A 23,558-nucleotide genomic window follows, 5' to 3' on the forward strand; every position below is an offset into this window, starting at 1 on the left:
GCATTTGGTCTAAAATTATAATTTGTAAAACCAAGAGTGCCTATCTTTATCTGATAGGCCACTTTAAATAATGTCAGTACAAGCACCGGTAGTTCCTGATCATGACCACTTTCTACGTTTTATTGTAGATGATAAATACAGTCTTTACCGCAGAATTGCAGGTGTCGCCTTATTGTCCCTGATTCTGACCGGGGGGAATACCAAACAAGAGTTTTCGGACCTGACCTTTTTTTGTTTAAAAATGGGAGGGTTTTTGATCACTTTGTTGTTGTTGTACATTAACATTTATGTACTGATTCCTAAATACCTGTTCAGAAAAAAATATATACACTATGTGATTTGGGTGGCTGTAGTTATTGTTTTGTCTTTTTTAGTTTTTGCAGGATTAAAAGAATGGTTGCCTTCCCTGCGGCTTAAACCAGGACCTGTGGTTAAAAATGAATATCTGGAGGATTTTATATCCGTTGTCATTTTACTGAGTATTTTGTGTGCGGCAACCATGGCCATAAGATTGTTTCAGCGCTGGGTGAAGGATGGTTACAGGTTGACACAGCTGGAAAACATTCGGATGCAAACCGAACTGGACCTTTTAAAAAGTCAGGTGAACCCGCATTTTCTTTTTAATATGTTGAACAATAGTCAGGTATTGATTCAGACAAATCCGCAAAAGGCTTCAGAAATACTGATCAAGTTATCGGATTTGCTCCGTTATCAGCTTTATGACAGCAGCCGGGAAAAAGTATTGTTAAGTGCCGATATTCGCTTTATAGCACAACTTTTAACCCTGGAAAAGGTCCGGCGTGATTATTTTGACTTTAATATAGAGCAGGAGGGGACCAGTCGTCAGCTTCTTATAGCCCCGCTTTTGTTTGTGCCTTTTGTGGAAAATGCAGTGAAACATAACATAGAATCTGTTAAAGGGGCCTTTGTGGAATTGAGTTTTAAACTCCATGAGGATGTCCTGATTTTTAAATGCCGTAATTCCAAGGCTGCCGGGGCAATAGAAATGGATCCAGACCAAATGGGCGGATTGGGACTTCCAAATGTTCAGCGGCGATTGGAATTGCTGTTCCCGGATAAACATCAATTAAGCATAAAGGATCAGAATGGAGTTTATGAGGTTCATTTAATTTTAACTTTATGAAGTGTTTGATTGTTGACGATGAACCCCTTGCAAGGGAAAACATTATGATACACCTGCAGCAATATCCGGAAATGGAACTTTGCGGTTGTTTTAATAATGCGACGGCTGCGGCTGGATACATGTTGCTGAATCATGTTGACCTGGTTTTTCTGGACATCCGGATGCCCGGAATTAATGGAATTGAATTCGCCAGATCTTTGGGACGTAAAACAATGGTTATTTTTGTTACGGCTTTTGCTGAATACGCTTTGGATAGTTATGAGGTAGATGCAGTGGATTATCTGGTAAAGCCCCTGCATACGGAACGCTTTCAAAAGGCTATAGCCAAAGCAATGGTTTACAAGGACCTTTTGGATCATCAGGGGGAATCCAGGATAGAATTTAGTGCACAGGATTTTATTTTTGTCAGGGCAGAAAGGCAGTTTTTCAAAGTGAATTTTAAAGACCTCATTTTTATTGAAGGCCTCAAAGATTATGTGATCCTGCACCTTCCGGATCAAAAATTACTAACGGCCATGAACCTGAAAGCCATACATCAGAAACTACCTTCGGCTCTTTTTATCAGGGTGAGCAAATCTTATATCGTAAATGTAAGTCAGATCAGGGTTTTTGATAACAATACCATTTATATAGATCAGAATGAAATTCCTATTGGAAATAATTACAGAGATTTCTTTTTTGAAAATTTTGTAAACAAGAGCTTTAATGAAAAATGATCTGTTTTTTCATCTAAAATACTTCCACTTTCGTCTAAATTAGAACATGGACTTAGCATAGCCAGATACTTTTGGGATAATACCTAAAGAAATACGACTATGCAAATCAAGCTGAAACCAGCGCTATATTTATCCCTTTCCCTTATTTTGTTGTTGAGTAGCTTGTGTCTGGAAATGCTGCTGGTTTTTAAAACGGAAAGCATTTTAAAATGGCTAAGGCTCTGGGGAGTCGGATTACTGTGTCTGTTGATTCCCGAAAGTGGGTTTTCCTTTGTTTATGGAGAACATAAACGGATTGGGGATCTTGCTTTTTTTAGAGCAATTGATAAGTTAAAATCAGAAGGAAGTTCAAAGCTGCTGTTGGATTATCTTCACCAGGTAATCCGGTTGGACAAAGACAACTATAGTTTTCCTGCTTTGTCTGGAGGAACATACCCAGTTACTTATGGCATGCTTAACGGGCTTTCAGGTGATCACCAGGAAAATCCCATCGTATTGGAAGAACAATTAAAAGATCCGCAGTCCAAACTTCAAAAAATAATTGCCCTGCATCAGTCCTATCTGGATAAAGGAATGAAAGCTGCGCCAGATGCGGAATTGGTTGGTCTTGATCTTCATTATGCACTGGCGGCAGCCGTTAATCTTTCTCATTTTTACGCGTATGGCAAGACCTTTCAGGAGCAGCTCCATGATTTTGATCTTAGCCAGCTTAAAAAGGCCAGAGACCGGGCTTACCTCTCAGATCTGGTCAAGAAGCTTTCCCGCAGCAACGCGATTAGAATGTATGTAAGTATGCACCTGCTGGCCATAGATCTGGCAGAGCAAAGCGCTAAAATGACAGTTGGACAAAACAAAGAGGGGGTTGCCCTGCTCCAGTCGGCATTATTTTTAAATGGGTTTGCTGACCATTTTCTGGAAGATGCCTTTTCCGCGGGACATCTGGTGGTGAACCGGACCATGCTGGAATCTTTTACCAATAATAAGGCCCTTCACGATTTTTATTCCGAACACGGAACAGTCGTGATGAACAGGAAAGCAGAGATTTGGAGGGCCTATGGAGATGGAAAATTTGAGGAACAGACAACGGCAGGACAACGGATCATTTTAGCGGTTGAAGCTTCATTGGAAGACTTGTTTGTCGCTTTTAACCAAGCGGCCAAAAAAGAAGATGAAGTGAAATTTTTTGATAGAATCCCGCTGGATAAATCTAGGCAGGCGATCTATCTTCTGGATCATATTTCCTGTTTAAACCTGGTACCCATTCCCTATAATTCAAAACTGGAAAGCCTGATGCCGAAAGAAACAACCTTGACCGCGGACATGCGAAAAGCAAACCAATTGCTTTATTACCGGAATTTCATCCGGAGCAGGGTCGGTAATTCATTTATGGTTGCCCGTTTAAACTCGGCTGCAGGAGATCCTTACGCAGGTTTTGAATTTAGGGTCAATGCCTTAAATTTTAGCAAACGCTATAAATACAATGAACAAGGGGGGAAGAAAGGGATGGTGGATGATTGGTTTGGTTATACCCTGGCCTATAATTTTTTAAGGAGCAGGGCTGAGGCACCGCATCAGAATACTTATCAGATCAGTGGGGGCCTGAGGGCTAATTTAGATTATTGGTTTGCAGAGAAAAGATTTTTGGGTATGTACAGCTATATGGAAACAGGACTGAGATTTGAAAAGGGAAAGGCTGAACCGGTTTTTGCCCCTTCTATAGGTATACATCTGGGTTCGCTTTTTAATGTGAATTATTACAATATGCCTGGCTGGTTGCGTTTACCAGCGATGTACCTGTTGCCACTGAAAATCAGGTATGCACCGGTTTTTTCGTTTAAACATGCCCCAAGGCATTTTGCGGCGGCGGAACTGGACCTTTTCTTTTAAAACTTTTCAGGATCGTACGGCAGCGGACAACCATTGTCCGGAATTGAACATGTCGGGGTTAATGTGTAGCTTTATTGTGGAATAGGGTTGCTTTTTGAATTTGGCATAAGGCTTGGGCCAGAGGGTGGATGATCATATAATCTTAAATGAAAGAAGATGATAGAACTAAAAAATATAGAAAAATACTACGCAAATAAAGGAGTAAAGAGTTATATCCTGCGTCATGTGAGCACAGAGATCAAAGCAGGCGAATTCGTCAGTATTATGGGGCCTTCCGGTGCAGGTAAGTCCACTTTACTGAATATCCTGGGTATGCTCGAAGAACCTACTTATGGTGAATACCAGTTTATGGGAGAGGACATCACTTCCCTGAACGAGCGTAAAAGGATAGATTTATATCGTAATCATATCGGTTTTGTGTTTCAAGCTTATCATCTTATTGATGAGATGACTGTTGCTGAAAATATTGAAGCGCCTTTGTTGTATAAAAAAATTGGAGGATCTGAACGTAAAAGCAGGGTGGCAGATGTTTTGGACAGGTTTAACATGGTTGCCAAAAAAGATCTTTTTCCAAACCAGCTTTCCGGTGGCCAGCAACAGCTGGTTGGAATTGCAAGGGCACTGGTTGCCCAACCCAGCATTATTCTTGCAGATGAACCTACCGGAAACCTGCAATCGGCCCAGGCCCTTCAGATCATGGAACTTTTTAAGAAACTGAATGAGGAAGAGGGGATTACGATTGTGCAGGTTACTCATTCAGAGGTGAATGCGGGCTATGGTTCCCGGATTTTGCATTTACTTGATGGGGTGATTAAAGAAGACCTGAAAGTCAACCAGACGGTGTAAGTTTTTTATATGCTGTAAAGGATTTACTTGATGTTCAGGATCAATTTTAAAATTGCCTTGCGTAATTTGTTAAAGAACAAAGCCTTTGCTGCAATAAATGTTATCGGATTGGCATTGGGACTCTGCTCTTTTGTTCTTTTGCTATTGTATATCCAGTTTGAAAAAAGCTATGATCGTTGGGATCCGGAACTTGAGCAGGTTTATCAAGTCCGTGAAAAACATCATTTTGGTAGCCGAGATAACAAGGCAGACTGGCAAATTACTAATGATTCCAGGGTTGCCGCACTCCTTAAAAAGGATATACCACAGTTTAAATATACAACCAGAATTAAAGGTGCACATGATTGCTCCGTTAGAACAACCAGTGCCGAGCCTGTAAGCATGAGTGGGTTCCGGTACTCGGATTCCAATTTTTTTAAAGTCTTTCCTTATAAATTTCTTTTGGGTGATCGAACAACGGCATTTAGCAATCTAAATTCTGTTGTTTTAAAAGAACACACAGCCTTAAAGCTATTTGGCACATCAGAAGTTCTCGGAAAAGATTTAAAGATATTGGGTTATGTGGGGGACAAAGGAGTTGTTTATAAAGTAACAGGGGTTGTTGAAGATCCTGTATGTCCTGAAAGTGTTGATTTTGGGGCTATTGTTTATGATGGGGCACAGAATCAGGATCCTGAAAATCTGGGAAGAACGAGTTACTGTGAGGTGTATGTGCTTTCGGAAAAAGGAATAGACCTTGGACTGCTCAATCTAACGATCCATAAGAGCTATTTAAACTTCAAAAAATCATTTCCTGACTTTGATCCTAAAGTAAATGAGAAAATAAAGGACCATGGTTTGAAAATTTTACCAATAGGAGAAGTTCATGCAAATCCCCCATTTAAAGAAGGATGGGTAGACCAGATTAAATCTGTGGGGGCTTTATCTCTATTTCTACTAGTGGTTTCGATTATTAATTTTGTAAATCTTGCCACTGCAAAATCTGTACAAAGGGCTAAGGAAGTTGGCGTAAAAAAAGTCCTTGGGGCCAGTCGAAAATCCCTTACCTGGCAATTTCTCATTGAAGCTGCTTTCCTGAGTTTTGCAGCCTTGTTTTTAAGTATCGTATTTGTAGAATTGCTTTTGCCTTTTTTTAACAGTCATTTTGATCTGGAACTTAGCCTTTGGCATAACCGGGAAATCTTTATGATCGGCTTAGAGCTTTTAGCTATACTGGTCATTGTAACGATAATGGCAGGGATTTATCCTGCATTGGTTTTGTCTTCTTACCGGCCGGTGGAAGTCCTGAAAGGAAGTTACACAGGAAGTTTTAAAGGGAGCAAACTAAGATACGGACTTGTTATTGTTCAATTTGTGATTACGGTAACTTTTATGATTTGTATGGGGATTATGATGCAGCAAGGACACTTTATTCACCATAAAAATCTGGGCTTTGACCGGGGAAGGTTGATCAATTTACCGCTCAACTATAATGAAACTTTTGCGCAAAGACTTAAAAAAATACCTGGGGTGCAATATGTAGGGACAACAACCCAGGTAATGGGAAATGTTTTTAATGTTGATGAAGAGGGTAAGTACAAACAACAGATCATACATCTGAATATGGTTACTGTGAGTATGGAAACTTTAGCTGCCCTGGGCGTTCAGTTAAAAACTGGCAGGCTTTTTTCCAGGGAATATCAGCAGGATACTCTAAATTCAGTAGTCTTGAATGAATCTGCAGCAAAACTATTTGGCGGAAATTGCATAGGAGAGCAGTATTCCAAAAAAAGCTGGGATAATAAAGAATATAGATTCAAGATTATCGGGGTAATCAGAGACTACCACAATCAGGGATTTGATAAAACAGTCTTGCCAACTGTGTATAAAGTTACGCAGCAGGGAGGCTCAGCAAGTACGAACAATTTACTTGTCCGTCTCAATGTTTCTGACATGCGCCTGGTTATTAAACAAATTGAAAAGGAATGGCGTATCCTTTACCCGGACAATCAAATGACTTATGTTTCTGTAGAGGATGTGTTTAAAAAAGAATTAAAAACAAATGATGCGTTTATAGAAATGATTGCATGTTTTAGTTTTGTTTCTGTATTCATCTCCTTAATGGGGTTGTTTGCGTTATCTGCGTTTGTAATTAGCGGAAAAACAAAAGAACTTGCCATTAGAAAAGTTCTTGGAGCTTCTAATATTCAGATCTTGAATTTGCTTAGCCGTTCCTTTTTATATCTGGTATTTGCAGCAAATCTGGTCGGCTGGCCCCTTGCTTATATTTTTGCATCACAGTGGTTGAGTGGTTTTGCCTACCGGGTTGATATTACTGCTGGACCATTTTTCATTACGGCAGGAGGGTCTCTATTGATCGCTTTATTAACAGTGGGCAGCCAGGCTGGAAAAGCAGCTGTAAGTAATCCGGTCAAAGCACTTAAATATGAATAGCCTGGCCTGAAATAAGTGCCGGTTCTTTATCTTTGTGAGATGCAAAGGACTTTTACCGATCAGCTGGGCAGAACCATTTTGCTGAACTGGCCACCAAAACGGATCATTTCATTGGTGCCTTCTCAAACCGAATTGTTGTTTGATCTGGGATTGGACAAAGAAGTTATAGGGATTACCAAGTTTTGTATCCACCCTGATCATCAGTTTAAAACCAAACAGAAAATTGGAGGGACAAAAAAACTGAATATAGAGTTGATCCGTGAGTTAAAACCGGATTTGCTGATCGGGAACAAGGAAGAAAATGAGCGGGAACAACTGGAGCTGCTGATGAAGGAATACCCGGTATGGATGAGTGATATTTATGATTTGGAAGATGCGCAAAAAACCATACTACAAATTGGCGAACTGGTGGACCGGGAACCGGAGGCAGCTTATTTGAACCATTTGATTCAAGCAGGTTTTAGAGACCTTCAAAGTTTGGCATTACAGCATAAACTCGATAAAAAAGTGGCTTATCTGATCTGGCGTGAGCCCTGGATGTTTGCCGGTAAGAATACCTTTATCAATCATATTCTGTCTTTAAATGGTTTGCAGAATGTGGTTCAGGAAAAACGCTATCCGGTCATCGCACTCGATTCCATTTCTGAGTTAAAACCGGATCTTATTTTACTCTCTTCTGAACCTTATCCTTTTAAAGAGAAACATATTCAGGAGATACAGACATTTATACCTGAAGCAAAGATTATGCTGGTAGATGGTGAGATGTTTTCCTGGTATGGCAGCAGGTTAGTTAAGGCGGTTCAATATTTTTTTCAACTTCAAAAGGAGTTGTATTAAACTGCCTGTTTTGGTAAATTTGACTAAACAAAACAAAAGCCATGAAAAATAATTATCTGGAAAGTGTCCGCAAACAATTTGAATATTACAAATTGCTTGGCGATAAAGCAATGGCTCAGGTTCCGCAGGAGAAGCTGACCTGGCAATTTAACCAGGAAAGCAACAGCATTGCCCTTATTGTAAAACACCTGAGTGGTAATATGTTGTCAAGATGGACTGATTTTCTGGATAGCGACGGAGAAAAGGAATGGCGTAACCGGGATGAGGAATTTGAAGGGCCCCAAACCGGAAAAGAAGAATTGTTGTACAGCTGGGAGAAAGGATGGACTTGTTTATTTAATGCCCTGGAAAGCCTGAATGAACAGGACCTGGACAAACTGGTGTATATTAGGAATATGGGGCATACCGTAACCGAGGCGATTAACCGGCAGCTGGCACATTATCCATATCATGTTGGTCAGATTGTATTCCTCGCTAAAATGCTTTGCACAACAGACTGGGTTTCTCTTTCCATACCCAGAGGGAATTCCAAAGATTATAATACAGAGAAATTCAGTAAAGCCAAACACACAGCGCATTTTACCGAGGAACTGATCCGGCAAAAAAAGGTTTAGTTGCTTTTAAGTAAGGTGACTTCTACTCTTCTGTTTTTTAACCTTCCTTCTTTTGTTTTGTTGTCTGCTATGGGTCTGGTATCACCTAAACCTGAGGTTTTAATTCTTTGTGCATCAATTCCAAGCTTAACTAGCTGGGTTTTTACCGATACGGCCCGTTTTTCTGATAGCCACTGATTGTATTCTGCTGTGCCGGTCTTATCAGAGTGACCTTCTATCAGAATTTGACGGTTATTTTCTTTTTCCTGGATAACCTTTGCCAGATCTGTGATCTTCTTTTTTGAGTCTTCATTCAGAATAGAGGAATTGGTTGGAAAAAGGATTTCTGAACTGAACGTAAATTTAATTCCGGCTTCGGTACGTTCTACCTCCTGTTGAGGCATGTCTTTTTTTATTTTATCAATTTCTGCATCCCTAATACTTGTTTCTACTGGAGTGCTGGGCTTCTGAATAAGATTTTTCTTTGTTTTACACGAAAGGGTAAGTGCAAGAAGGGAAGCGGCAATTAAAGTGGTTTTATAGCTCATCTGATCAAATTTGAATAAGACCTAAATATAGGTATTATTAGGTGGTGTACTGCTCATTTCTATTATTCTTTTACCTTTGCGGCAATTTTAGAACCATTTAATACTTAGATATGCAATCGAAAACGCTACTTGTTTTTATGATGATCCTGCTGTTTTTTACAGCCTGCAAAAAAGACGAAACCAAAGAAGAAACAATCAGCCCTAAAGGACCTTATGCAGGTGGCGTATTGTTGCTCAGCAACAGCAGTAAGGAGGTTGATGGGCCATCTGAACTCTCTTTTATCGATGAACAGGGAAAGTTGAGTACCAATGTTTTTTCAAAAGAAAATAAAGACCAGGTGTTGTCACCCTCAGCAATGAGCATCACTCATTTTAACAACCGTTATTACATTACTTCTTCCCAGGGGCCAAATCATTTAACGGTTATAGATGACCAGAGTCTGAAACTGGATTATAACGTTACCCAGTCGGGCATTTCCGGCCTGACCTATTTTACAACCACGGATGGTAAAACAGGTTACGCAAATGTGACCAACCGTAAAAAACCAGGTTTGTACCCGGTTGATCTGCTGGCTAAAAATGTTTCGGGAACAATGGTTACTGATACCAAAGATATCGCACTGGTACCTGTAAATAAAGTAGACAACAGCATTGTCACTGGTGCAGGGAAAAGACTGGTTAAAATTGATAACAACGTAGTGAAAGTACTATATACTTATAAAGAGAATGTCTCTGGTGTGGTTAAAACAGCCAATAAAGTGGTATGGGTTGGTGTACAGGGTTTCAGTAATAAATCTAAATTCATAAAACTGGATCAAAATTTTAAAGCTGTTGACTCCGTTGAACTGGATAATACTTATAAACTGCCAGCAAATGGAATTCTGACAGCCTCTGGCCAGGATGAGTATATTTATTGGCAAGAGACTTCCACCGGAGTGACCTGCAGATTTAATACGATGACCAAAACAGCAGAGAAGTTTATCGATCATGCAGGTGCCGGCATTATTTTCGCTACGGCCTGGAAAGTAAATCCAAAAAATGGAGAGCTCTATATTGCAGACAGCCCGGGACTATTTATGGGAGAAATGGCCAGTAGTCTGTTTATTTTTGACCAAAAGGGAAAGTTAAAAAAGGAAATTAAAAATGCGGGCTATGGAATTATAGATATTCTTTTTACGCAATAAGCAACAAAAATGATCAAAGAAAAGGCCCGTTAATTACAACGGGCCTTTTCTTTTTATTTGTTATTTGAGTTCTGCAAGTGCTGCGTCTATATAAGCCAGGCTGACAGGATCAGATTGCTTCTTTTGTCTGAGCTGTCCCAGAAAATTACTGACAAAAGTGTTGGCGCCATAGGTTTTGTATTTGATGCCTATTGCTTTGACCACATCGACTCCTTTTTTAACTTCATTCAGGTCATTTACCCTACCCAGTAGGGCCATATAGGCTGGAATCAGCTGTACTTGGTCCTGAGTATCGAGGGTTGAAAATTTTTCACTAATGAAAGGAAGTTCTTTTTCTGAACCATATTTCGAATAAACATTTACCATAGCCGTTGTAAGGGCTTTTCTGTTGTCTTTTTCCAGTTTTTTTGCTGCGGTCATTGCCTCTTCCGGATTTTGAAGGGAAATTGCAGTAAGTGACGCACCTTGTACGGCATAAGACTTATCATCCAATCCTTTTCTGAACAAGGTAAGGTCGGCGGGATTGGCGAGCGAAGACATCGCAGTAATGGCTTGGGCCTGTACTAAGGTATTCGGATCGGAAACCGCCATTTTTTGAATAAGCGGCAAGGCATTTTGGGCCAGTGCAGCATTGCTCAGGTCTATCGCTTCAATGGCTTCTATTCTTAACCCATAATATTTGTCGTTTAAGGCAGCAAGAAGAATTTTTGAAGCATCTGTTTCCGTTTTGTTTTTGGCTGCAGCAATGATTGCTTCAAGCCGGTCTGCATAAAGAGGGGCATGCTGATATTGGAAAACAAATTCACTTAAAGGCTTGTTGTCCGTTTTGATGGCCAGTAAAACTTTATCTGCATCTACATTAACCAGATCGGGTTTTGAGCTCGAGGGAAAACTGAAAGATTGTTCTGCGTTGACAAGGGTGATTTGATATCGCTTTTTCGTGTTACCTGTGTAAATGTCAACCGCCATTGGTAAACGGAAGTGATGCCCTTTCTGTAATTGCTTAATCGTTACTTTTTCTGTTTTGGCATTTTCATCCCAGGCGTAATCTATACTCAGTTCTGGATGTCCAGCGTTAAAATACCACTGGTTGAAAAACCAGTTAAGATCTTGTCCACTGGCTTCTTCCATTGCCAGTCGGAGCTGATGGGCTTCACCATTTTTTAAGGCATTTTGTTTCAGGTAAATGTTTAAGCCTTTGAAAAATACCTTGTCGCCAAGATAATTACGCATCATATTGAGAATGCGTCCTCCCTTCTGATAGGACACCAGATCAAAGACTTCTTCTTTATCTGCGTAATGAAAACGGACCAGATTTTTTAAAGCGTCGGGTTTAGATCCAAGATAGCTGTCCATATCCTTGTAATTATGTGCGTCTCCCTGGTCCTTTCCATATTGATGTTCTGCCCACAAAACTTCGCTGTAATTCGCAAATGACTCGTTAACGGTCAGGTTACTCCAGCTTTCGGCAGTCACATAATCTCCAAACCACTGATGGAAAAGTTCATGAGCGATGGTGCTTTCAGCCTGTCCGTAATAGTCATCAAGCATTTCTTTTTGAGTGCGCTGTACATATTCTCCGTGCAGGGTAGCTGTGGTATTTTCCATGGCACCGCTGACGTAATCGCGAACAACGATCTGGCTATATTTGTTCCATGGAAAGTCTACGCCCAATATGCCTGAATAGAAATCAATCATTTTTGGGGTCAGCCCAAATATTTGTTTTGCATAGGGCGCATAGTCAGGTTCAAGGTAATAGTTGACCTCTTTGTCTTTCCATTTATCTTTGTAAATTCTGAAATCGCCAACTGCCATCATAAACAGATAAGGAGAATGAGGAAGTTCCATTTTCCAGGTATCTGTACGGGTCCCATTTGTGTTTTTGAGCTGGTTGACGAGTTTACCATTGGACAGGGTAACATACTTTGCGGGAACAGTCATACTAATTTCAGCAGTCGTTTTCTGATTCGGTTTGTCAATAGTAGGAAACCAAGCCGAGGAAGCTTCTGTTTCCCCTTGTGTCCATATTTGTACGGGTTTACCTTTAACGGTGCTATCGGGATTGATAAAATACAGACCTTTAGCGTCGGTAATGGCGGCGCTTCCCTTTGCTTTCAGTTCATTTGGTTTCGCGGTATATTCGATAAAAATGGTGTAGGGATCACCTGGCTGAAAACTTTTTCCAAGCTGGATTTTAAGCTGGTCTTCTGTATAGCTATATTTTAATTTCTGAAGATCTTTTCCGTTTTGAATGGCTACCGTTTTGATGTCCATTCCCTTTGCGTCCAAGGTTAAAGAGTCTGTAGCATAAGCATATGGTTTGAGTGTAAGCCATTCTTTCCCGTAAAGATATCTTTTAGTGTAATCGAACCTCACATCCAGTTTTGTATGAATAAGTGCATTGATTTTGGTGGCAGAGGCACGGTAAATTGATTTTGCCTGTGTTTGTCCAGTTGTATTGCTTTCTGTTTGGGCATGAAGTGTCTGAATAGCCAAAACCAAAGCCAGGCAGGCATAAGATGATTTTCTGAAAATTTCTTTCATTGGATATATTGTTTTTACTCAAAAATTCAAGCGTTATTTAAAAGAACTCCACTCTGAGGCATTTATTATGCAGAAATGGGTTAATACCACTTGAAGTCTTTTCTGATTTTTTCCCTAAAATAAGGGTTAGAAGCAGATAGAAAGAAATTATTTATCTGAAATTAATTTTGATCCTAAAGATTTTTGAGCATCCAGATGGTACAGGCATGATGGCCGGAATTACCCATTGCCTGAGGGAGGTGTTCAAATCCTGCTTTAAGATATAAGTCAACCGCTTTTTCCAGCTGGGGGAAAGATTCCAGGTAGAGTTTATTGTAGCCGGATTTTATAGCCGCTTGAAAACAGGTTTCAAGTAATTTTCTGCCAAGGCCTTTACCTCTTGCTGCTTCGGAAAGATAAAGTTTTACAAGTTCTGCGCAGCCCTGGGGTAAACCTTCGGTAGGGAAAATGCCACACCCACCCAATAGAATGTCATCTTCTTCAGCCACAAAATAGCTCGCGCCCTTAGTTTTAAAAAGCTCATAGAGCCGATCCGTTGTCGGATCCGAATAAACTGTGCCAATTTTAGGGACGTTAAATTCATTCAGCGAAGAACGGATGATCCTGGCCAGGGCTGCATTGTCTTTTTCGGTGATGCTTCTGATGATAGAGGACATAAAATTTTAGTTTTTACAATTATATGTAGTCTGCTACATATTGCCAAATTATTTTATTTTTTTGTTTCTTTTCAGACTGACATAAGGTTGTCAGTGGGACTTGTTTACTTCGTTCTGTAATCCCTGAACATATGAATTTACAAATCGCCATTAAAGATCTTTGTGCTTATAATTTTAAAGCAAATACCTGTTTATTAACTTCTGTAAGGGACCGGTCCAGTACGGATTTACTGCAGCAACTACATTTGAATTTTGAGGAGATCAATACCGGAATACAAGATGTACTTTCTGCAGATGGTAAGTCTTCTCAGATGGGAGGACAGGAATTGGATGACCTGGTTTCCAGTTCCCGTGCATTACTGGGTTATGTGGAAGTGCTTTCTGAGGAGCAGTTAAGAGAAGAAGTCCCTTACAGTCTTCCCAGCGAAGGGGAAGTTAAAATGTCCAGATACGATCGGATTAAGCAAATTATTGTATATAGTACCTACAGAAGGGGTTTGGTGCAGTTGTTTTTTTGAGAAGGACTTTATTTGCTTAATTTGCAGGATGATCGATGTTTGCTGTGCAATAATTGTCCGGGAGGATGGCTGTGTGTTTGTAGCCCAAAGGGCTGCCAATCAGTCTTTGCCCTTTAAGTTTGAGTTTCCGGGTGGTAAACTGGAGGCGAATGAAAGTCCGCGGGATTGTGTGCTTAGAGAGGTTAAAGAAGAATTAAACCTGGACATTTGTATTGTAAGCGAGCAAATGCCTGTCAGTTATAATTATCCTGCCTTTTCTATCAAACTCATTCCTTTTGTATGCAGGATTACCGGTGGAACCTTAGTATTGAAGGAGCATCATTCAGGAAAGTGGGTGGCTCCTAAAAACCTGCTGGATCTGGACTGGGCAGCTGCAGATGTCCCGGTTGTTAAGGCATATCTGGCGGCAAATCTTTAAGGACCGGAAATTTTACCGGTCAATTTAATTCATTTACCGATTTTAAACGATGCTCCGCCCGGATTGCATTGCCTTGCGTGCATTTCTGCCGTAATTTTAGGGTACCATTCAAAAATAAATGAATGCAAAGATTAAAATTTAAAGATCATGGAAACTTTTAACAACAACCGCACAAATCGTCATTTTAGTATTGGTATTATATTTATTATAGCGGGAATACTGTTTGCTGCGAAAAGCATTGGCTTAATTATACCTTTCTGGTTGTTGAGCTGGCACAGTATATTATTGCTCATTGGTTTAGTGATTGGTTACAGAAAGAATTTTAAGGCAGGGGGCTGGATTGTATTGGTGCTGATTGGCGGTATATATACACTTCAAAGTATTCTGTTTGTAGGGATGTCTTCTTTTGCTGCAGCGGCCACTTTAGTTGGTGTGGGTTTATACCTGATTTTTAAACCCTCAAAAGATTTTAGGGTATGTGGTTTCGACCCTGAAAAAAAAGAAAATTATTAACTCTATCATATATAGGTGCTGTTTCAAATGGAGCCCGCTTAAAGGGAAAGTTTTAAACAGTTCCAGAAAGGCAATCGGAAATGATTGCCTTTTTTTATAAATTAGGGCGATTAAGCCTTCAATAAAACACCTAAACTATGATTTATGAACCCAACATTTAAAAGTACCCTTATCCTTATTGCTGCCGCATTGCCAGCGTTAACGTTGGCGCAGCAAAAAGAAAGCAGCGTTAAAAATAATATGAAATATCCTGAAACGAAGAAAGAGACTGTAAAAGACAATTATTTTGGAACCGTAGTAGAAGATCCTTTTCGCTGGTTGGAAGATGATCGTTCAGAAGCAACCAAAGCCTGGGTGAAGGCAGAAAATGAGGTGACCCAGGCTTACCTGAGCAAAATTGTGTATAAAAAAGATATTAAGGAAAGGCTCAGCAAATTAATGAACTACGAAAAATATTCCCAGCCTTTCATCGAGGGAGATTATACTTATTATTACAAAAATACAGGGCTGCAAAACCAGAGCGTTCTTTATCGTCAAAAAAAAGGAGGGGAAGCTGAAGTATTTCTTGATCCGAATACTTTTTCAAAAGATGCGACAACTTCTCTCGCTGGTATTAGTTTTTCAAAAGATGGAAGTTTACTGGCGTATCAGTTGTCTGAAGGGGGCTCTGACTGGACCAAAGTTGTCGTCATGAATGCTGCCGACAAACGTATCATTGGTGAAACCCTGACCGATATAAAGTTTTCGGGAATTTCCTGGAAAGGAAATGATGGTTTTTATTATAGCAGTTATGATAAACCTAAAGAAGGTAGCCAGTTATCCGGATTGACCCAGTATCATAAATTATTTTTTCATAAACTGGGCACTGCACAGAAGGAAGATCAGCTAATTTTTGGAGGAGAGAAAACTCCGCGTCGTTACATTAGCGGGGGATTAACGGAGGACGAACGTTATTTAATTATCACTGCAGCAAACTCTACTTCGGGAAATGAATTGTATTTACAGGATCTTTCAGTTGCTGATGCACCCATTGTAAATGTGGTGAATGATTTTGAACAGAGTCATTGGGTGATTGATAATGTTGGCTCTAAACTATATATCTATACCAATCTGAAGGCGCCAAATGGTCGTGTGGTGACAGTGGACGCCTCTAGTCCGAAACCTGAAAACTGGAAAGAACTGATTAAGGAAACAGATAATGTACTGACTCCTTCTACAGGCGGAGGAAAATTATTTGCCAATTATATAAAGGATGCTGTTTCTTTTGTATTGCAGTATGACATGAATGGCCGGCTGGAACACCAAATCGAATTGCCGGGTATTGGGACAGCAGGTGGTTTTGGTAGCAAAAAAACAGAACAGGAATTTTATTATACGTTTACCTCTTATGTGTATCCGACAACAATATTTAAGTATTCGATAACAACGGGCCAATCAGAAATTTATAAAAAGCCGGGAGTTGATTTTGATCCTTCAAAATACGAATCCAAACAGGTGTTTTACCATTCCAAAGATGGAACGAAAATACCTATGATTATTACGTATAAAAAGGGCATTAAGCTAAGTTCAAAAAATCCAACGCTTTTATATGGTTACGGAGGCTTTAACGTAAGTCTTACTCCGGCTTTTAGTACCTCCATCGTAGTTTTACTTGAACAAGGTGCTGTGTATGCGGTTCCAAACCTGAGAGGAGGGGGAGAGTATGGAGAGAAGTGGCATATTGCAGGTACAAAAATGCAAAAACAGAATGTTTTTGATGATTTTATTGCTGCCGCAGAATATCTTATTGCCAATAAATACACTTCAAAGGATTATCTGGCCATTATGGGCGGTTCTAATGGAGGTTTACTGGTCGGAGCGACTATGGCACAGCGTCCGGAATTGTTTAAAGTTGCATTTCCAGCGGTTGGGGTAATGGATATGTTGCGTTATCATAAATTTACCGCAGGGGCTGGATGGAGTTATGATTATGGTACGGCTGAAGACTCCAAAGAAATGTTTGAATACCTATATCGTTATTCGCCTGTACATGCTTTAAAAAAAGGAGTTAAGTATCCGGCGACATTGGTTACTACGGCTGACCATGATGACCGGGTCGTACCGGCACATTCTTTTAAATTTGCAGCAAATCTTCAACAAGATCAGGGTGGAGATGCGCCGGTGCTGATCAGTATCCAGACCAACGCCGGACATGGAGCAGGTAAACCAACCGATAAAGCCATTGAAGAAACCGCAGATAAATGGGCTTTCCTATTGTACAATATGGGACTGGATTATAAAAAATGATCTTTTTATAACTGAAATTTTTAAAAGGAACGGATTTAATCCGTTCCTTTTTTTGTTTTGCAGGATGGAATTTTCCTTTGTACGCTTGTTTGAAGTTTAAGTACAGGAAAATATTCTTTTAAAAACGATTAAAATAGTAGAAATTATTGAATTGTGAATATTACTGGGAGTAGAGCATTGGCTTGCGCATCTTTGAGGCGTATATTCTACAGTAATGGAGAATGGAAGAACTTCACAATTGGTGGATGCGAATTGTAACCAGGTAGTAATAATGTGCAAGGGCCGGAATTCCGGCCTTGTTTATTTTAAGGGAAGGGGAATTGCGGTTTCTTTTTTTATTTCTTTAAGAACAAAACTACTGGATAAATTAGAGATATTTGCGATAGACGATATTTTCTCGATGACAAATGTGTGGTAAGTATTGACATCTTCTATGGCAATTTTAAGTAGATAGTCACTGCTGCCTGCAATGCACATGACTTCAAGGACCTGGTCCAATTGTATGATATCCCTTTCAAAATTTTTGAGGGTTTCTATAGATTGCTCTTTTAAAGTTACTGTACAAATAACCATCAGGTGTTTTCCCAGTTTTTCACGGTTAACCAGGGCCACATATTTTTCAATGTAACCTTCTGATTTCAATCTTTTAATCCTTTCGTAGGTTGGAGATTGACTGAGTCCGACTTTGCCCGCAATGTCTTTTACACTCCAGGAAGAATCTTGTTGCAGGAGGTTCAGGATTTTGTGGTCCATGATGTCCAGTTGTTCAGCCATAGTTTTTTCCTTTCTTTTCGTTTTATAAATGCAAAATAAGGTAAATAATCTTGTTTTTTTTGTTTTTTAAGTTAAAATTATTGATTATTTAATATTTATAGTGATATAATCTATTGTTGGTGATATTTGCAGTGGATTTTTAAACGTATTTTATGTTAAAACAAGAGGACAGCCAAAGACTAAATGCCTATATGAAAAAGGCAGAAGAAAGGTCAAAATATTTTATAGGGTACCCTATTGCTCAGGATTTTGATTATTCGGAGTTGTATCCTTTGTTAAAATTGCCTTTAAACAATGTAGGAGACCCACAGGTAGAGTCTACCTATGATCTGAATTCACGTTCCCTGGAGCAGGAAGTACTCAAGTTTTTTGCTGAGCTGTTTCATGCACCTGCAGCTAATTGGTGGGGATATGTCACAAATGGAGGTTCTGAAGGAAATTTGTATGGTTTGTATGTGGCCAGGGAAATTTATCCAAATGGAATAGTGTATTATTCAGAAGCAACTCATTATAGTGTTCAAAAAAATATTCAGTTGCTCAACTGCAATAGTATTGTAATCAGAACTCAGCATAATGGAGAGATGGATTATGAAGATTTGAGCCAAATGTTGCAGATGCATCGAGATCAGCCGGTCATTATTCTGGCGAATATTGGCACAACGATGACTGAGGCAAAGGATGATTTGTCAAAGATCAAAGCAATTCTTCGTTCATTGGCCATAAAGAACCATTACATCCACTGTGATGCTGCGCTGGCGGGTACTTACAGTGCAGCCCTGGAGTTGGAGCCTGGTTTTGATTTTAATTATGGAGCAGATAGTCTGGCCATTAGTGGTCATAAATTTATAGGATCTCCTATTCCATGCGGGTTGGTTATGGTGAAAAAGAATTACAAAGAACGCATCGGAAAAAATATTCCTTACATCGGGACAATTGATACCACAATTAGCGGGAGCCGCAATGGGCACAGTCCTGTGTTTTTATGGTATGCTATTAAAAAATTAGGCATTGAAGGACTAAAGGAACGCGCTTTAATTTGTCTGGAACATGCTGCTTACTTGCGCCGGCGTTTTACCGAACTTGGCGTAAGTGCCTGGAGTAATCCTTTTGCTTTAACGGTTGTTTTTCCTGCGCCTTCATTAAGTCTGCGACAAAAATGGCAGCTTGCGACCGAAGACGGACATAGTCATGTGATCTGTATGCCTGGAGTTAGCATAGAGCAGCTTGATGAATTCTTAGAGGATTATAAAGCTGAACTTGTAAAAGATAAGGAAGTAGCTGCTGTGCTGTAGTAGGAGGTCTTGTCGTTTTTTATAGATTGTGCCTGCTTTTTCACACAATATTTAATGTATTTTGTTTTATGGAAATGTAAACCCATTTGAATCATTTAATTCGTCCGGGTATCGCAGACATTAACCAAAATCATTAAAAACAAAATTTATGAAAAAACCAGCTTTTTATCTTGCCTTTGCTGCAATGCTTCTTATGTTTAGCTGTGGCCAGGGGACAAAGGACAATAAACAGGCAGAACAAGCCAGGAAAGATTCACTGATCAAGAACAGTTGTTTTATAGCTGTTGACGGAAAGGATACGGCAAATCTTAAAATTAAAACCCTGGATAATGGAAAGGTTACGGGGGCTCTGGTGATCAATTACCTGGACAAGGGCAAAAATGATGGTCTGCTGGAAGGGAAGTTTAGTGGAGATACTTTGTTTGCTGATTATACATTTAAAATAGGTAAAACAAATCCTACGGTGTACAAAAATCCGCTGGCTTTTTTAAAGAAAGACGGCAAAATGATATTAGGTGTGGGTCAGATAGAGACGAATCTTGGAAAATCGTACTTCGTAAAAGGAAAGCCGATTAGCTTTGAAAAAGGTAGATTTACTTTTTCTCCGCAAGATTGTAAGGACTAAGAGTAGGAAATGCTTTCAGTATGTTTATAATTCTGTGGATAACCTGTTAAGAAACTGTTAGCAGGCAGTGCAGAACTTGTTGATAATTATTGATCAAAAAACTTGACTGGAATAGCTAAAGAGTTGTAAATTAGATATATCAAAAACGAAGTACTTTGACAGTCTGAAAAGATTATCCAAAAAGAAAACTTAGCTTAAGGGCAAAAAGATTCTGGATATCTTGATGGATCAGTAAATATCGAATTCGAAGGAGACAGAAGATGAGATGTTTAAAATAGTGGATGCTGAAAAGCAGAAATGAAAAACTGTATCTGGAACGGACATTGTTTGAGGTAGGTCTTTCTATGGAGAGGCTGACAGAAACGATAGAATTGTACAAGTGATTTGCGAGAGTCATTTGAAACAAGGAAAGTGGAAGTAAATGAAATTTGATGTTTTTAATGGCTATGGCTGTTAAAAATTGAAACCGGAGAACCAAATCGAACGAAGAGGGCTCCGGTTTCTTTTTTCTAATCCTGTCTTTAGGATCGTATAATTTCGCTATTTTAGGGATATGAGTAAATCTGCCAGGTCCCTGTCCTCAAAAAAGAAAATATTTGTATTGGATACCTCTGTGATCCTATATGATCATAATGCATTTCATAATTTCAAGGAAAATGATGTAGCTATCCCCATACAGGTTTTAGAAGAACTGGATCATATGAAAAATGGTAATGAGACCCGAAATGCTGAGGCGAGGGGGTTTATACGTTTAATGGATGAGGCATCTGATGAAAAACTACTGAGCCAATGGATTGCTTTTTCCGGTATAAAAGGAGGAAGGTTTAAGGTGGTGATGGATCATCATCCCGGAGAAACAGATGCAGAGAAAATCTTTGGAGAAGGAAAATTCGACCATAAAATTTTAAATGCTGCCTTAGGGTTAAAGCTTGAATTTCCTGAAAAAAAAGTTGTACTGGTGTCTAAGGATATTTGTCTTCGCCTGAAGGCCAAGTCCCTGGATCTGTATGCCGAAGATTATGAAACAGGTAAAGTAAAAAATGTAGAAGAATTATATACAGGAAAAACAACACTTACAAAAGTACCCGAAGAGTTAATGTTGAAGTTAAAAAAGGATGGAATGGCGCCTGCTGATCTTTTGGATACTTCTCTGGGTTTGGGAAATCACTTTTACGTTCTGAAGAATAAAAGAAAGACTGTAAATGTATTTTATGATAAGCAATCTGAACAGTTGCTCCATATAGAGCCTCAGACTGTATTTAATATTGCTCCCAGAAATTACGAACAGGCACTGGCCGTACATGCATTGCTGAATCCGGAGGTCAAGCTGATTACCATTCAGGGGAAGGCTGGGACCGGCAAAACCCTGCTGGCCATTGCTGCTGCATTGGAACAAAGGAAGGAGTTTAGGCAGATTTATGTAACCAGGCCAATTATTCCACTAAGTAATAAGGATATTGGGTTTTTACCGGGGGATGCCAAATCTAAAATTGATCCTTATATGGCTCCTATATGGGACAGCCTTCGTTTTATAAAGGAACAATATGCCGGTGATCCGGTTATGCAGGAGCGTATTGATGAATTTGTAAGTACGGAGAAAATTGTCATTACCCCTCTGGCCTATATCAGGGGAAGAACGCTGACAAAAATATTTTTTATAGTGGATGAAGCTCAGAATTTAACGCCACATGAAATTAAAACTATTATTTCCCGGGCGGGAGAAGATACTAAAATTATTTTTACAGGGGATATTCATCAGATTGATACGCCTTATCTGGATGCAGAAAGTAACGGATTGTCTTATCTGATCGAAAATGCAAAGGAGCACGCGCTTTATGCACATATTACTTTAGATAAAGGGGAGCGGAGTGAGTTGGCTAACCTTGCAAATGATTTACTTTGATCAGAATTCTTCTTCTATAAGTTCTCTGTTGATGAATGAACCTGCCTTTGTGCCTGCGGCTGTTGCAACAGAAACGGCCCTGAAAACAGTGGTGTTGTCCCCGGCCGCGTAAATTCCCGTCACATTGGTTCGTTGAAAATCATCGATTTTAATAAAGCCTTGTTCTGTTAACTCTACGCCAAGTTGCTGTGGTATGTTACATTGTTGTTCAAAAGGCAGTTTGGTGAAAAGTGCATCTATCTGGTAGGTTGTGCCATCTGTAAAGTGAATAAACTGGATTTGTCCGTTGAGGTGTTCAATACTCAGGAATTTCTGCTCTATGACCGGTATGTTTTTTTTCTTTAAAAGCCAGGCTTGTTCTTTCGTCAGATGGCTTTCTCCATTGGTAAAAAGGATCATGTCTTTACTCCAGCTGTAAAGAACCCTGCTTAATTCAAAGCCTGTTTTGCCATGGCCAAGCAAGCCAATTTTTTTATCTTTTACTTCGTAGCCATGACAATATGGGCAATGAAGTATCGAAATGCCCCAACAGCTCGAGAATCCCTCAATAGAAGGTATAATGTCCCTGATGCCTGTAGTAAACAGTAACTTTTTTGTATTCAGGGTAATTCCGTGACCAGTGAGCAATTCAAAGCCTGAAGCTGATTTTTTAGCCCGGAGTACCTCGTCTTTCAGGAACTGGGTTGTTGGGTAGTTTAATACTTGTTCTTTTGCTTTTCTGGCAATGCTGGCAGGTTTTTCTCCGTCCCTGGTGATGAAGTTGTGTGCATATGGGGTACGCAGGTTGCAGGGGGTACCACTGTCCACAATAAGTATGGTTCTGATGGCTCTTCCTAAAGCCATTGCAGCTGACAATCCGGAGTAGCTTCCGCCAATGATGATGACATCAAATATCTTTGGTTTCATACAAGTGTAAAAATAAACGTCCAAATATAAATTAAATATCGCCACAATGTTGCGTACCAATATTATTACTTTATAATGAGGGTTTTAAGTACCTTGTTTTTATTTTTAGGTGGGGCCCCTTTTTTAGAAAATCCGGATATCCTTTTTGTTGTTTAATGGATTTTATTGCTTCATAACCTGCAGATGTGCTGCGGATTTTATTTAGTAAATAAACGTCATCTTTCAGAAGGTCTGTTTCTGTGAGCGTGCCTTTTTTTATAAAATCATGGATCAGTATTGCCAGTTGCTGATTGGCATATACGTACAAAGGATGATTAAAAACCTCTTTATTTAGTTTTTCCAGGGTGCTGCTAATCCATTGTGCTTGCATGGGGTCGTTGACAACAATTTTTCCTCGTTTTAAAGTAATGGAATCTATAAAATTCCTGGCGGCCTTTCTGGTAATTAGTTTAGCGTGAAGGGCATCCCTGAGGGTGTAGTCGATCCGGTCAGCACAAAGATAAGGTAGTGGCTGTTCCAGGATAGAAAAATCAGTTCTTAAAATTTGGTCGATGGAGTAGTCAAATCGCTCCAGTATTTCGGGGATATCCGAGTGAAGCAGTACAGGTTCAAATACTTTTTCATGATAGTCTTCTTCCTGATTGCCAAATACGTAATCGCCAACATGAGAAAAAGCCGTATGTGAAACATCATGGAGCAAGCCGGCTATTTGTTCAAGTTCAGAACCTCCAAGGATGCGGATCAGGAGCATAACACCAATGGAGTGTTCCATTCTGGAATGTGAAATGTCTGGATTAACAAGAAAGATGGCGCCACTCTGATGGACATTTCTCAGCCTTAACAAGCTTTTATTGTTTAGTAACTCCCGGAAAATGGCTGGAAGTTCAAATGTGCCATAAATAATATCGCTGACTTTAATCATATGCAAATATACT

General features: G+C 39.6%; 21 protein-coding genes. 15 read left to right on the forward strand and 6 right to left on the reverse strand.

Going from position 1 to position 23,558, the window contains the following annotated elements:
* Nucleotides 1-70 precede the first annotated feature (70 nt).
* The 7 genes from B0O44_RS19320 to B0O44_RS19350 all read left to right on the forward strand — a co-directional run bounded on the left by B0O44_RS19320 (nt 71) and on the right by B0O44_RS19350 (nt 8,477).
* Entirely contained in the window at nt 71-1,144 is a 1,074-nt protein-coding gene (locus tag B0O44_RS19320; RefSeq protein WP_110833743.1) for a sensor histidine kinase, read from the forward strand.
* The gene (locus B0O44_RS19325; RefSeq protein ID WP_110833744.1) at nt 1,141-1,860 is read left to right on the forward strand and encodes a LytR/AlgR family response regulator transcription factor; all 720 of its coding nucleotides are present in this window, start codon (nt 1,141-1,143) and stop codon (nt 1,858-1,860) included. Before B0O44_RS19320 ends, B0O44_RS19325 begins: the two co-directional genes overlap by 4 nt.
* Before the next feature lie 99 nt (nt 1,861-1,959).
* Complete coding sequence (locus B0O44_RS19330) at nt 1,960-3,747, forward strand: hypothetical protein (RefSeq protein WP_146229871.1); 1,788 nt, start codon at nt 1,960-1,962, stop codon at nt 3,745-3,747.
* 156 nt (nt 3,748-3,903) lie between these two features.
* Entirely contained in the window at nt 3,904-4,593 is a 690-nt protein-coding gene (locus B0O44_RS19335; RefSeq protein ID WP_110833746.1) for an ABC transporter ATP-binding protein, read from the forward strand.
* A 30-nt stretch (nt 4,594-4,623) separates the two neighbouring features.
* Nucleotides 4,624-7,026, forward strand: a complete 2,403-nt coding sequence (locus B0O44_RS19340) for an ABC transporter permease (RefSeq protein WP_110833747.1) — start codon at nt 4,624-4,626, stop codon at nt 7,024-7,026.
* 39 nt (nt 7,027-7,065) lie between these two features.
* Nucleotides 7,066-7,863 carry an ABC transporter substrate-binding protein gene (locus tag B0O44_RS19345; protein WP_110833748.1) on the forward strand — a complete coding sequence of 266 codons (798 nt, stop codon included), beginning with the start codon at nt 7,066-7,068 and terminating at the stop codon, nt 7,861-7,863.
* Between the two features lie 41 nt (nt 7,864-7,904).
* Nucleotides 7,905-8,477 carry a DUF1572 domain-containing protein gene (locus B0O44_RS19350; RefSeq protein ID WP_110833749.1) on the forward strand — a complete coding sequence of 191 codons (573 nt, stop codon included), beginning with the start codon at nt 7,905-7,907 and terminating at the stop codon, nt 8,475-8,477.
* On the opposite strand, the gene B0O44_RS19355 is transcribed toward B0O44_RS19350, so the two are convergent.
* On the reverse strand, nt 8,474-9,004 hold the full coding sequence (locus B0O44_RS19355) for an OmpA family protein (protein ID WP_110833750.1): 531 nt from the start codon (nt 9,002-9,004) through the stop codon (nt 8,474-8,476). The two genes, B0O44_RS19350 and B0O44_RS19355, sit on opposite strands and share 4 nt — an antisense overlap.
* Before the next feature lie 110 nt (nt 9,005-9,114).
* Here B0O44_RS19355 and B0O44_RS19360 point away from each other — a divergent pair, with 110 nt between their 5' ends.
* On the forward strand, nt 9,115-10,188 hold the full coding sequence (locus tag B0O44_RS19360) for a DUF5074 domain-containing protein (RefSeq protein ID WP_146229872.1): 1,074 nt from the start codon (nt 9,115-9,117) through the stop codon (nt 10,186-10,188).
* A 60-nt stretch (nt 10,189-10,248) separates the two neighbouring features.
* On the opposite strand, the gene B0O44_RS19365 is transcribed toward B0O44_RS19360, so the two are convergent.
* Entirely contained in the window at nt 10,249-12,732 is a 2,484-nt protein-coding gene (locus tag B0O44_RS19365) for a M1 family metallopeptidase (protein ID WP_110833752.1), read from the reverse strand.
* A 173-nt stretch (nt 12,733-12,905) separates the two neighbouring features.
* Nucleotides 12,906-13,388, reverse strand: a complete 483-nt coding sequence (locus tag B0O44_RS19370; RefSeq protein WP_110833753.1) for a GNAT family N-acetyltransferase — start codon at nt 13,386-13,388, stop codon at nt 12,906-12,908.
* Between the two features lie 131 nt (nt 13,389-13,519).
* On the opposite strand from B0O44_RS19370, the gene B0O44_RS19375 reads away from it, so the two are divergent.
* From B0O44_RS19375 to B0O44_RS19390, 4 genes are all read left to right on the forward strand, one after another.
* On the forward strand, nt 13,520-13,906 hold the full coding sequence (locus B0O44_RS19375; RefSeq protein ID WP_110833754.1) for a hypothetical protein: 387 nt from the start codon (nt 13,520-13,522) through the stop codon (nt 13,904-13,906).
* Between the two features lie 28 nt (nt 13,907-13,934).
* A complete protein-coding gene (locus tag B0O44_RS19380; protein ID WP_110833755.1) occupies nt 13,935-14,324 on the forward strand; it encodes a (deoxy)nucleoside triphosphate pyrophosphohydrolase in 390 nt (129 codons plus the stop codon).
* A gap of 147 nt (nt 14,325-14,471) precedes the next feature.
* Nucleotides 14,472-14,837, forward strand: coding sequence for a LiaF transmembrane domain-containing protein (locus B0O44_RS19385; protein ID WP_110833756.1), 366 nt, complete (start codon nt 14,472-14,474; stop codon nt 14,835-14,837).
* A 144-nt stretch (nt 14,838-14,981) separates the two neighbouring features.
* Nucleotides 14,982-17,123, forward strand: a complete 2,142-nt coding sequence (locus tag B0O44_RS19390; RefSeq protein WP_245943727.1) for a prolyl oligopeptidase family serine peptidase — start codon at nt 14,982-14,984, stop codon at nt 17,121-17,123.
* A gap of 300 nt (nt 17,124-17,423) precedes the next feature.
* On the opposite strand, the gene B0O44_RS19395 is transcribed toward B0O44_RS19390, so the two are convergent.
* Entirely contained in the window at nt 17,424-17,897 is a 474-nt protein-coding gene (locus B0O44_RS19395) for an Lrp/AsnC family transcriptional regulator (RefSeq protein WP_110833757.1), read from the reverse strand.
* A 152-nt stretch (nt 17,898-18,049) separates the two neighbouring features.
* Here B0O44_RS19395 and B0O44_RS19400 point away from each other — a divergent pair, with 152 nt between their 5' ends.
* From B0O44_RS19400 to B0O44_RS19410, 3 genes are all read left to right on the forward strand, one after another.
* The gene (locus B0O44_RS19400; RefSeq protein ID WP_110833758.1) at nt 18,050-19,189 is read left to right on the forward strand and encodes a histidine decarboxylase; all 1,140 of its coding nucleotides are present in this window, start codon (nt 18,050-18,052) and stop codon (nt 19,187-19,189) included.
* Between the two features lie 148 nt (nt 19,190-19,337).
* On the forward strand, nt 19,338-19,814 hold the full coding sequence (locus B0O44_RS19405) for a hypothetical protein (RefSeq protein ID WP_110833759.1): 477 nt from the start codon (nt 19,338-19,340) through the stop codon (nt 19,812-19,814).
* Nucleotides 19,815-20,367: 553 nt separating this feature from the next.
* On the forward strand, nt 20,368-21,717 hold the full coding sequence (locus B0O44_RS19410; RefSeq protein WP_110833760.1) for a PhoH family protein: 1,350 nt from the start codon (nt 20,368-20,370) through the stop codon (nt 21,715-21,717).
* Here the strand turns inward: B0O44_RS19410 and B0O44_RS19415 are convergent, their stop codons facing one another.
* The gene (locus B0O44_RS19415; protein ID WP_110833761.1) at nt 21,718-22,623 is read right to left on the reverse strand and encodes an NAD(P)/FAD-dependent oxidoreductase; all 906 of its coding nucleotides are present in this window, start codon (nt 22,621-22,623) and stop codon (nt 21,718-21,720) included.
* Nucleotides 22,624-22,693: 70 nt separating this feature from the next.
* Entirely contained in the window at nt 22,694-23,545 is an 852-nt protein-coding gene (locus B0O44_RS19420; protein ID WP_110833762.1) for an HD domain-containing protein, read from the reverse strand.
* Nucleotides 23,546-23,558 lie beyond the last annotated feature (13 nt).

It is taken from the genome of Pedobacter nutrimenti, assembly GCF_003208655.1.
GTDB classification, from domain to species: Bacteria; Bacteroidota; Bacteroidia; order Sphingobacteriales; family Sphingobacteriaceae; genus Pedobacter; species Pedobacter nutrimenti.

What these genes read in the sequence shown, in the direction of transcription:
- B0O44_RS19320 (WP_110833743.1), top strand. Translation starts at nt 71, where the DNA reads ATGTCAGTACAAGCACCGGTAGTTCCTGATCATGACCACTTTCTACGT.
- B0O44_RS19325 (WP_110833744.1), top strand. Translation starts at nt 1,141, where the DNA reads ATGAAGTGTTTGATTGTTGACGATGAACCCCTTGCAAGGGAAAACATT.
- B0O44_RS19330 (WP_146229871.1), top strand. Translation starts at nt 1,960, where the DNA reads ATGCAAATCAAGCTGAAACCAGCGCTATATTTATCCCTTTCCCTTATT.
- B0O44_RS19335 (WP_110833746.1), top strand. Translation starts at nt 3,904, where the DNA reads ATGATAGAACTAAAAAATATAGAAAAATACTACGCAAATAAAGGAGTA.
- B0O44_RS19340 (WP_110833747.1), top strand. Translation starts at nt 4,624, where the DNA reads ATGTTCAGGATCAATTTTAAAATTGCCTTGCGTAATTTGTTAAAGAAC.
- B0O44_RS19345 (WP_110833748.1), top strand. Translation starts at nt 7,066, where the DNA reads ATGCAAAGGACTTTTACCGATCAGCTGGGCAGAACCATTTTGCTGAAC.
- B0O44_RS19350 (WP_110833749.1), top strand. Translation starts at nt 7,905, where the DNA reads ATGAAAAATAATTATCTGGAAAGTGTCCGCAAACAATTTGAATATTAC.
- B0O44_RS19355 (WP_110833750.1), bottom strand. Translation starts at nt 9,004, where the DNA reads ATGAGCTATAAAACCACTTTAATTGCCGCTTCCCTTCTTGCACTTACC.
- B0O44_RS19360 (WP_146229872.1), top strand. Translation starts at nt 9,115, where the DNA reads ATGCAATCGAAAACGCTACTTGTTTTTATGATGATCCTGCTGTTTTTT.
- B0O44_RS19365 (WP_110833752.1), bottom strand. Translation starts at nt 12,732, where the DNA reads ATGAAAGAAATTTTCAGAAAATCATCTTATGCCTGCCTGGCTTTGGTT.
- B0O44_RS19370 (WP_110833753.1), bottom strand. Translation starts at nt 13,388, where the DNA reads ATGTCCTCTATCATCAGAAGCATCACCGAAAAAGACAATGCAGCCCTG.
- B0O44_RS19375 (WP_110833754.1), top strand. Translation starts at nt 13,520, where the DNA reads ATGAATTTACAAATCGCCATTAAAGATCTTTGTGCTTATAATTTTAAA.
- B0O44_RS19380 (WP_110833755.1), top strand. Translation starts at nt 13,935, where the DNA reads ATGATCGATGTTTGCTGTGCAATAATTGTCCGGGAGGATGGCTGTGTG.
- B0O44_RS19385 (WP_110833756.1), top strand. Translation starts at nt 14,472, where the DNA reads ATGGAAACTTTTAACAACAACCGCACAAATCGTCATTTTAGTATTGGT.
- B0O44_RS19390 (WP_245943727.1), top strand. Translation starts at nt 14,982, where the DNA reads ATGAACCCAACATTTAAAAGTACCCTTATCCTTATTGCTGCCGCATTG.
- B0O44_RS19395 (WP_110833757.1), bottom strand. Translation starts at nt 17,897, where the DNA reads ATGGCTGAACAACTGGACATCATGGACCACAAAATCCTGAACCTCCTG.
- B0O44_RS19400 (WP_110833758.1), top strand. Translation starts at nt 18,050, where the DNA reads ATGTTAAAACAAGAGGACAGCCAAAGACTAAATGCCTATATGAAAAAG.
- B0O44_RS19405 (WP_110833759.1), top strand. Translation starts at nt 19,338, where the DNA reads ATGAAAAAACCAGCTTTTTATCTTGCCTTTGCTGCAATGCTTCTTATG.
- B0O44_RS19410 (WP_110833760.1), top strand. Translation starts at nt 20,368, where the DNA reads ATGAGTAAATCTGCCAGGTCCCTGTCCTCAAAAAAGAAAATATTTGTA.
- B0O44_RS19415 (WP_110833761.1), bottom strand. Translation starts at nt 22,623, where the DNA reads ATGAAACCAAAGATATTTGATGTCATCATCATTGGCGGAAGCTACTCC.
- B0O44_RS19420 (WP_110833762.1), bottom strand. Translation starts at nt 23,545, where the DNA reads ATGATTAAAGTCAGCGATATTATTTATGGCACATTTGAACTTCCAGCC.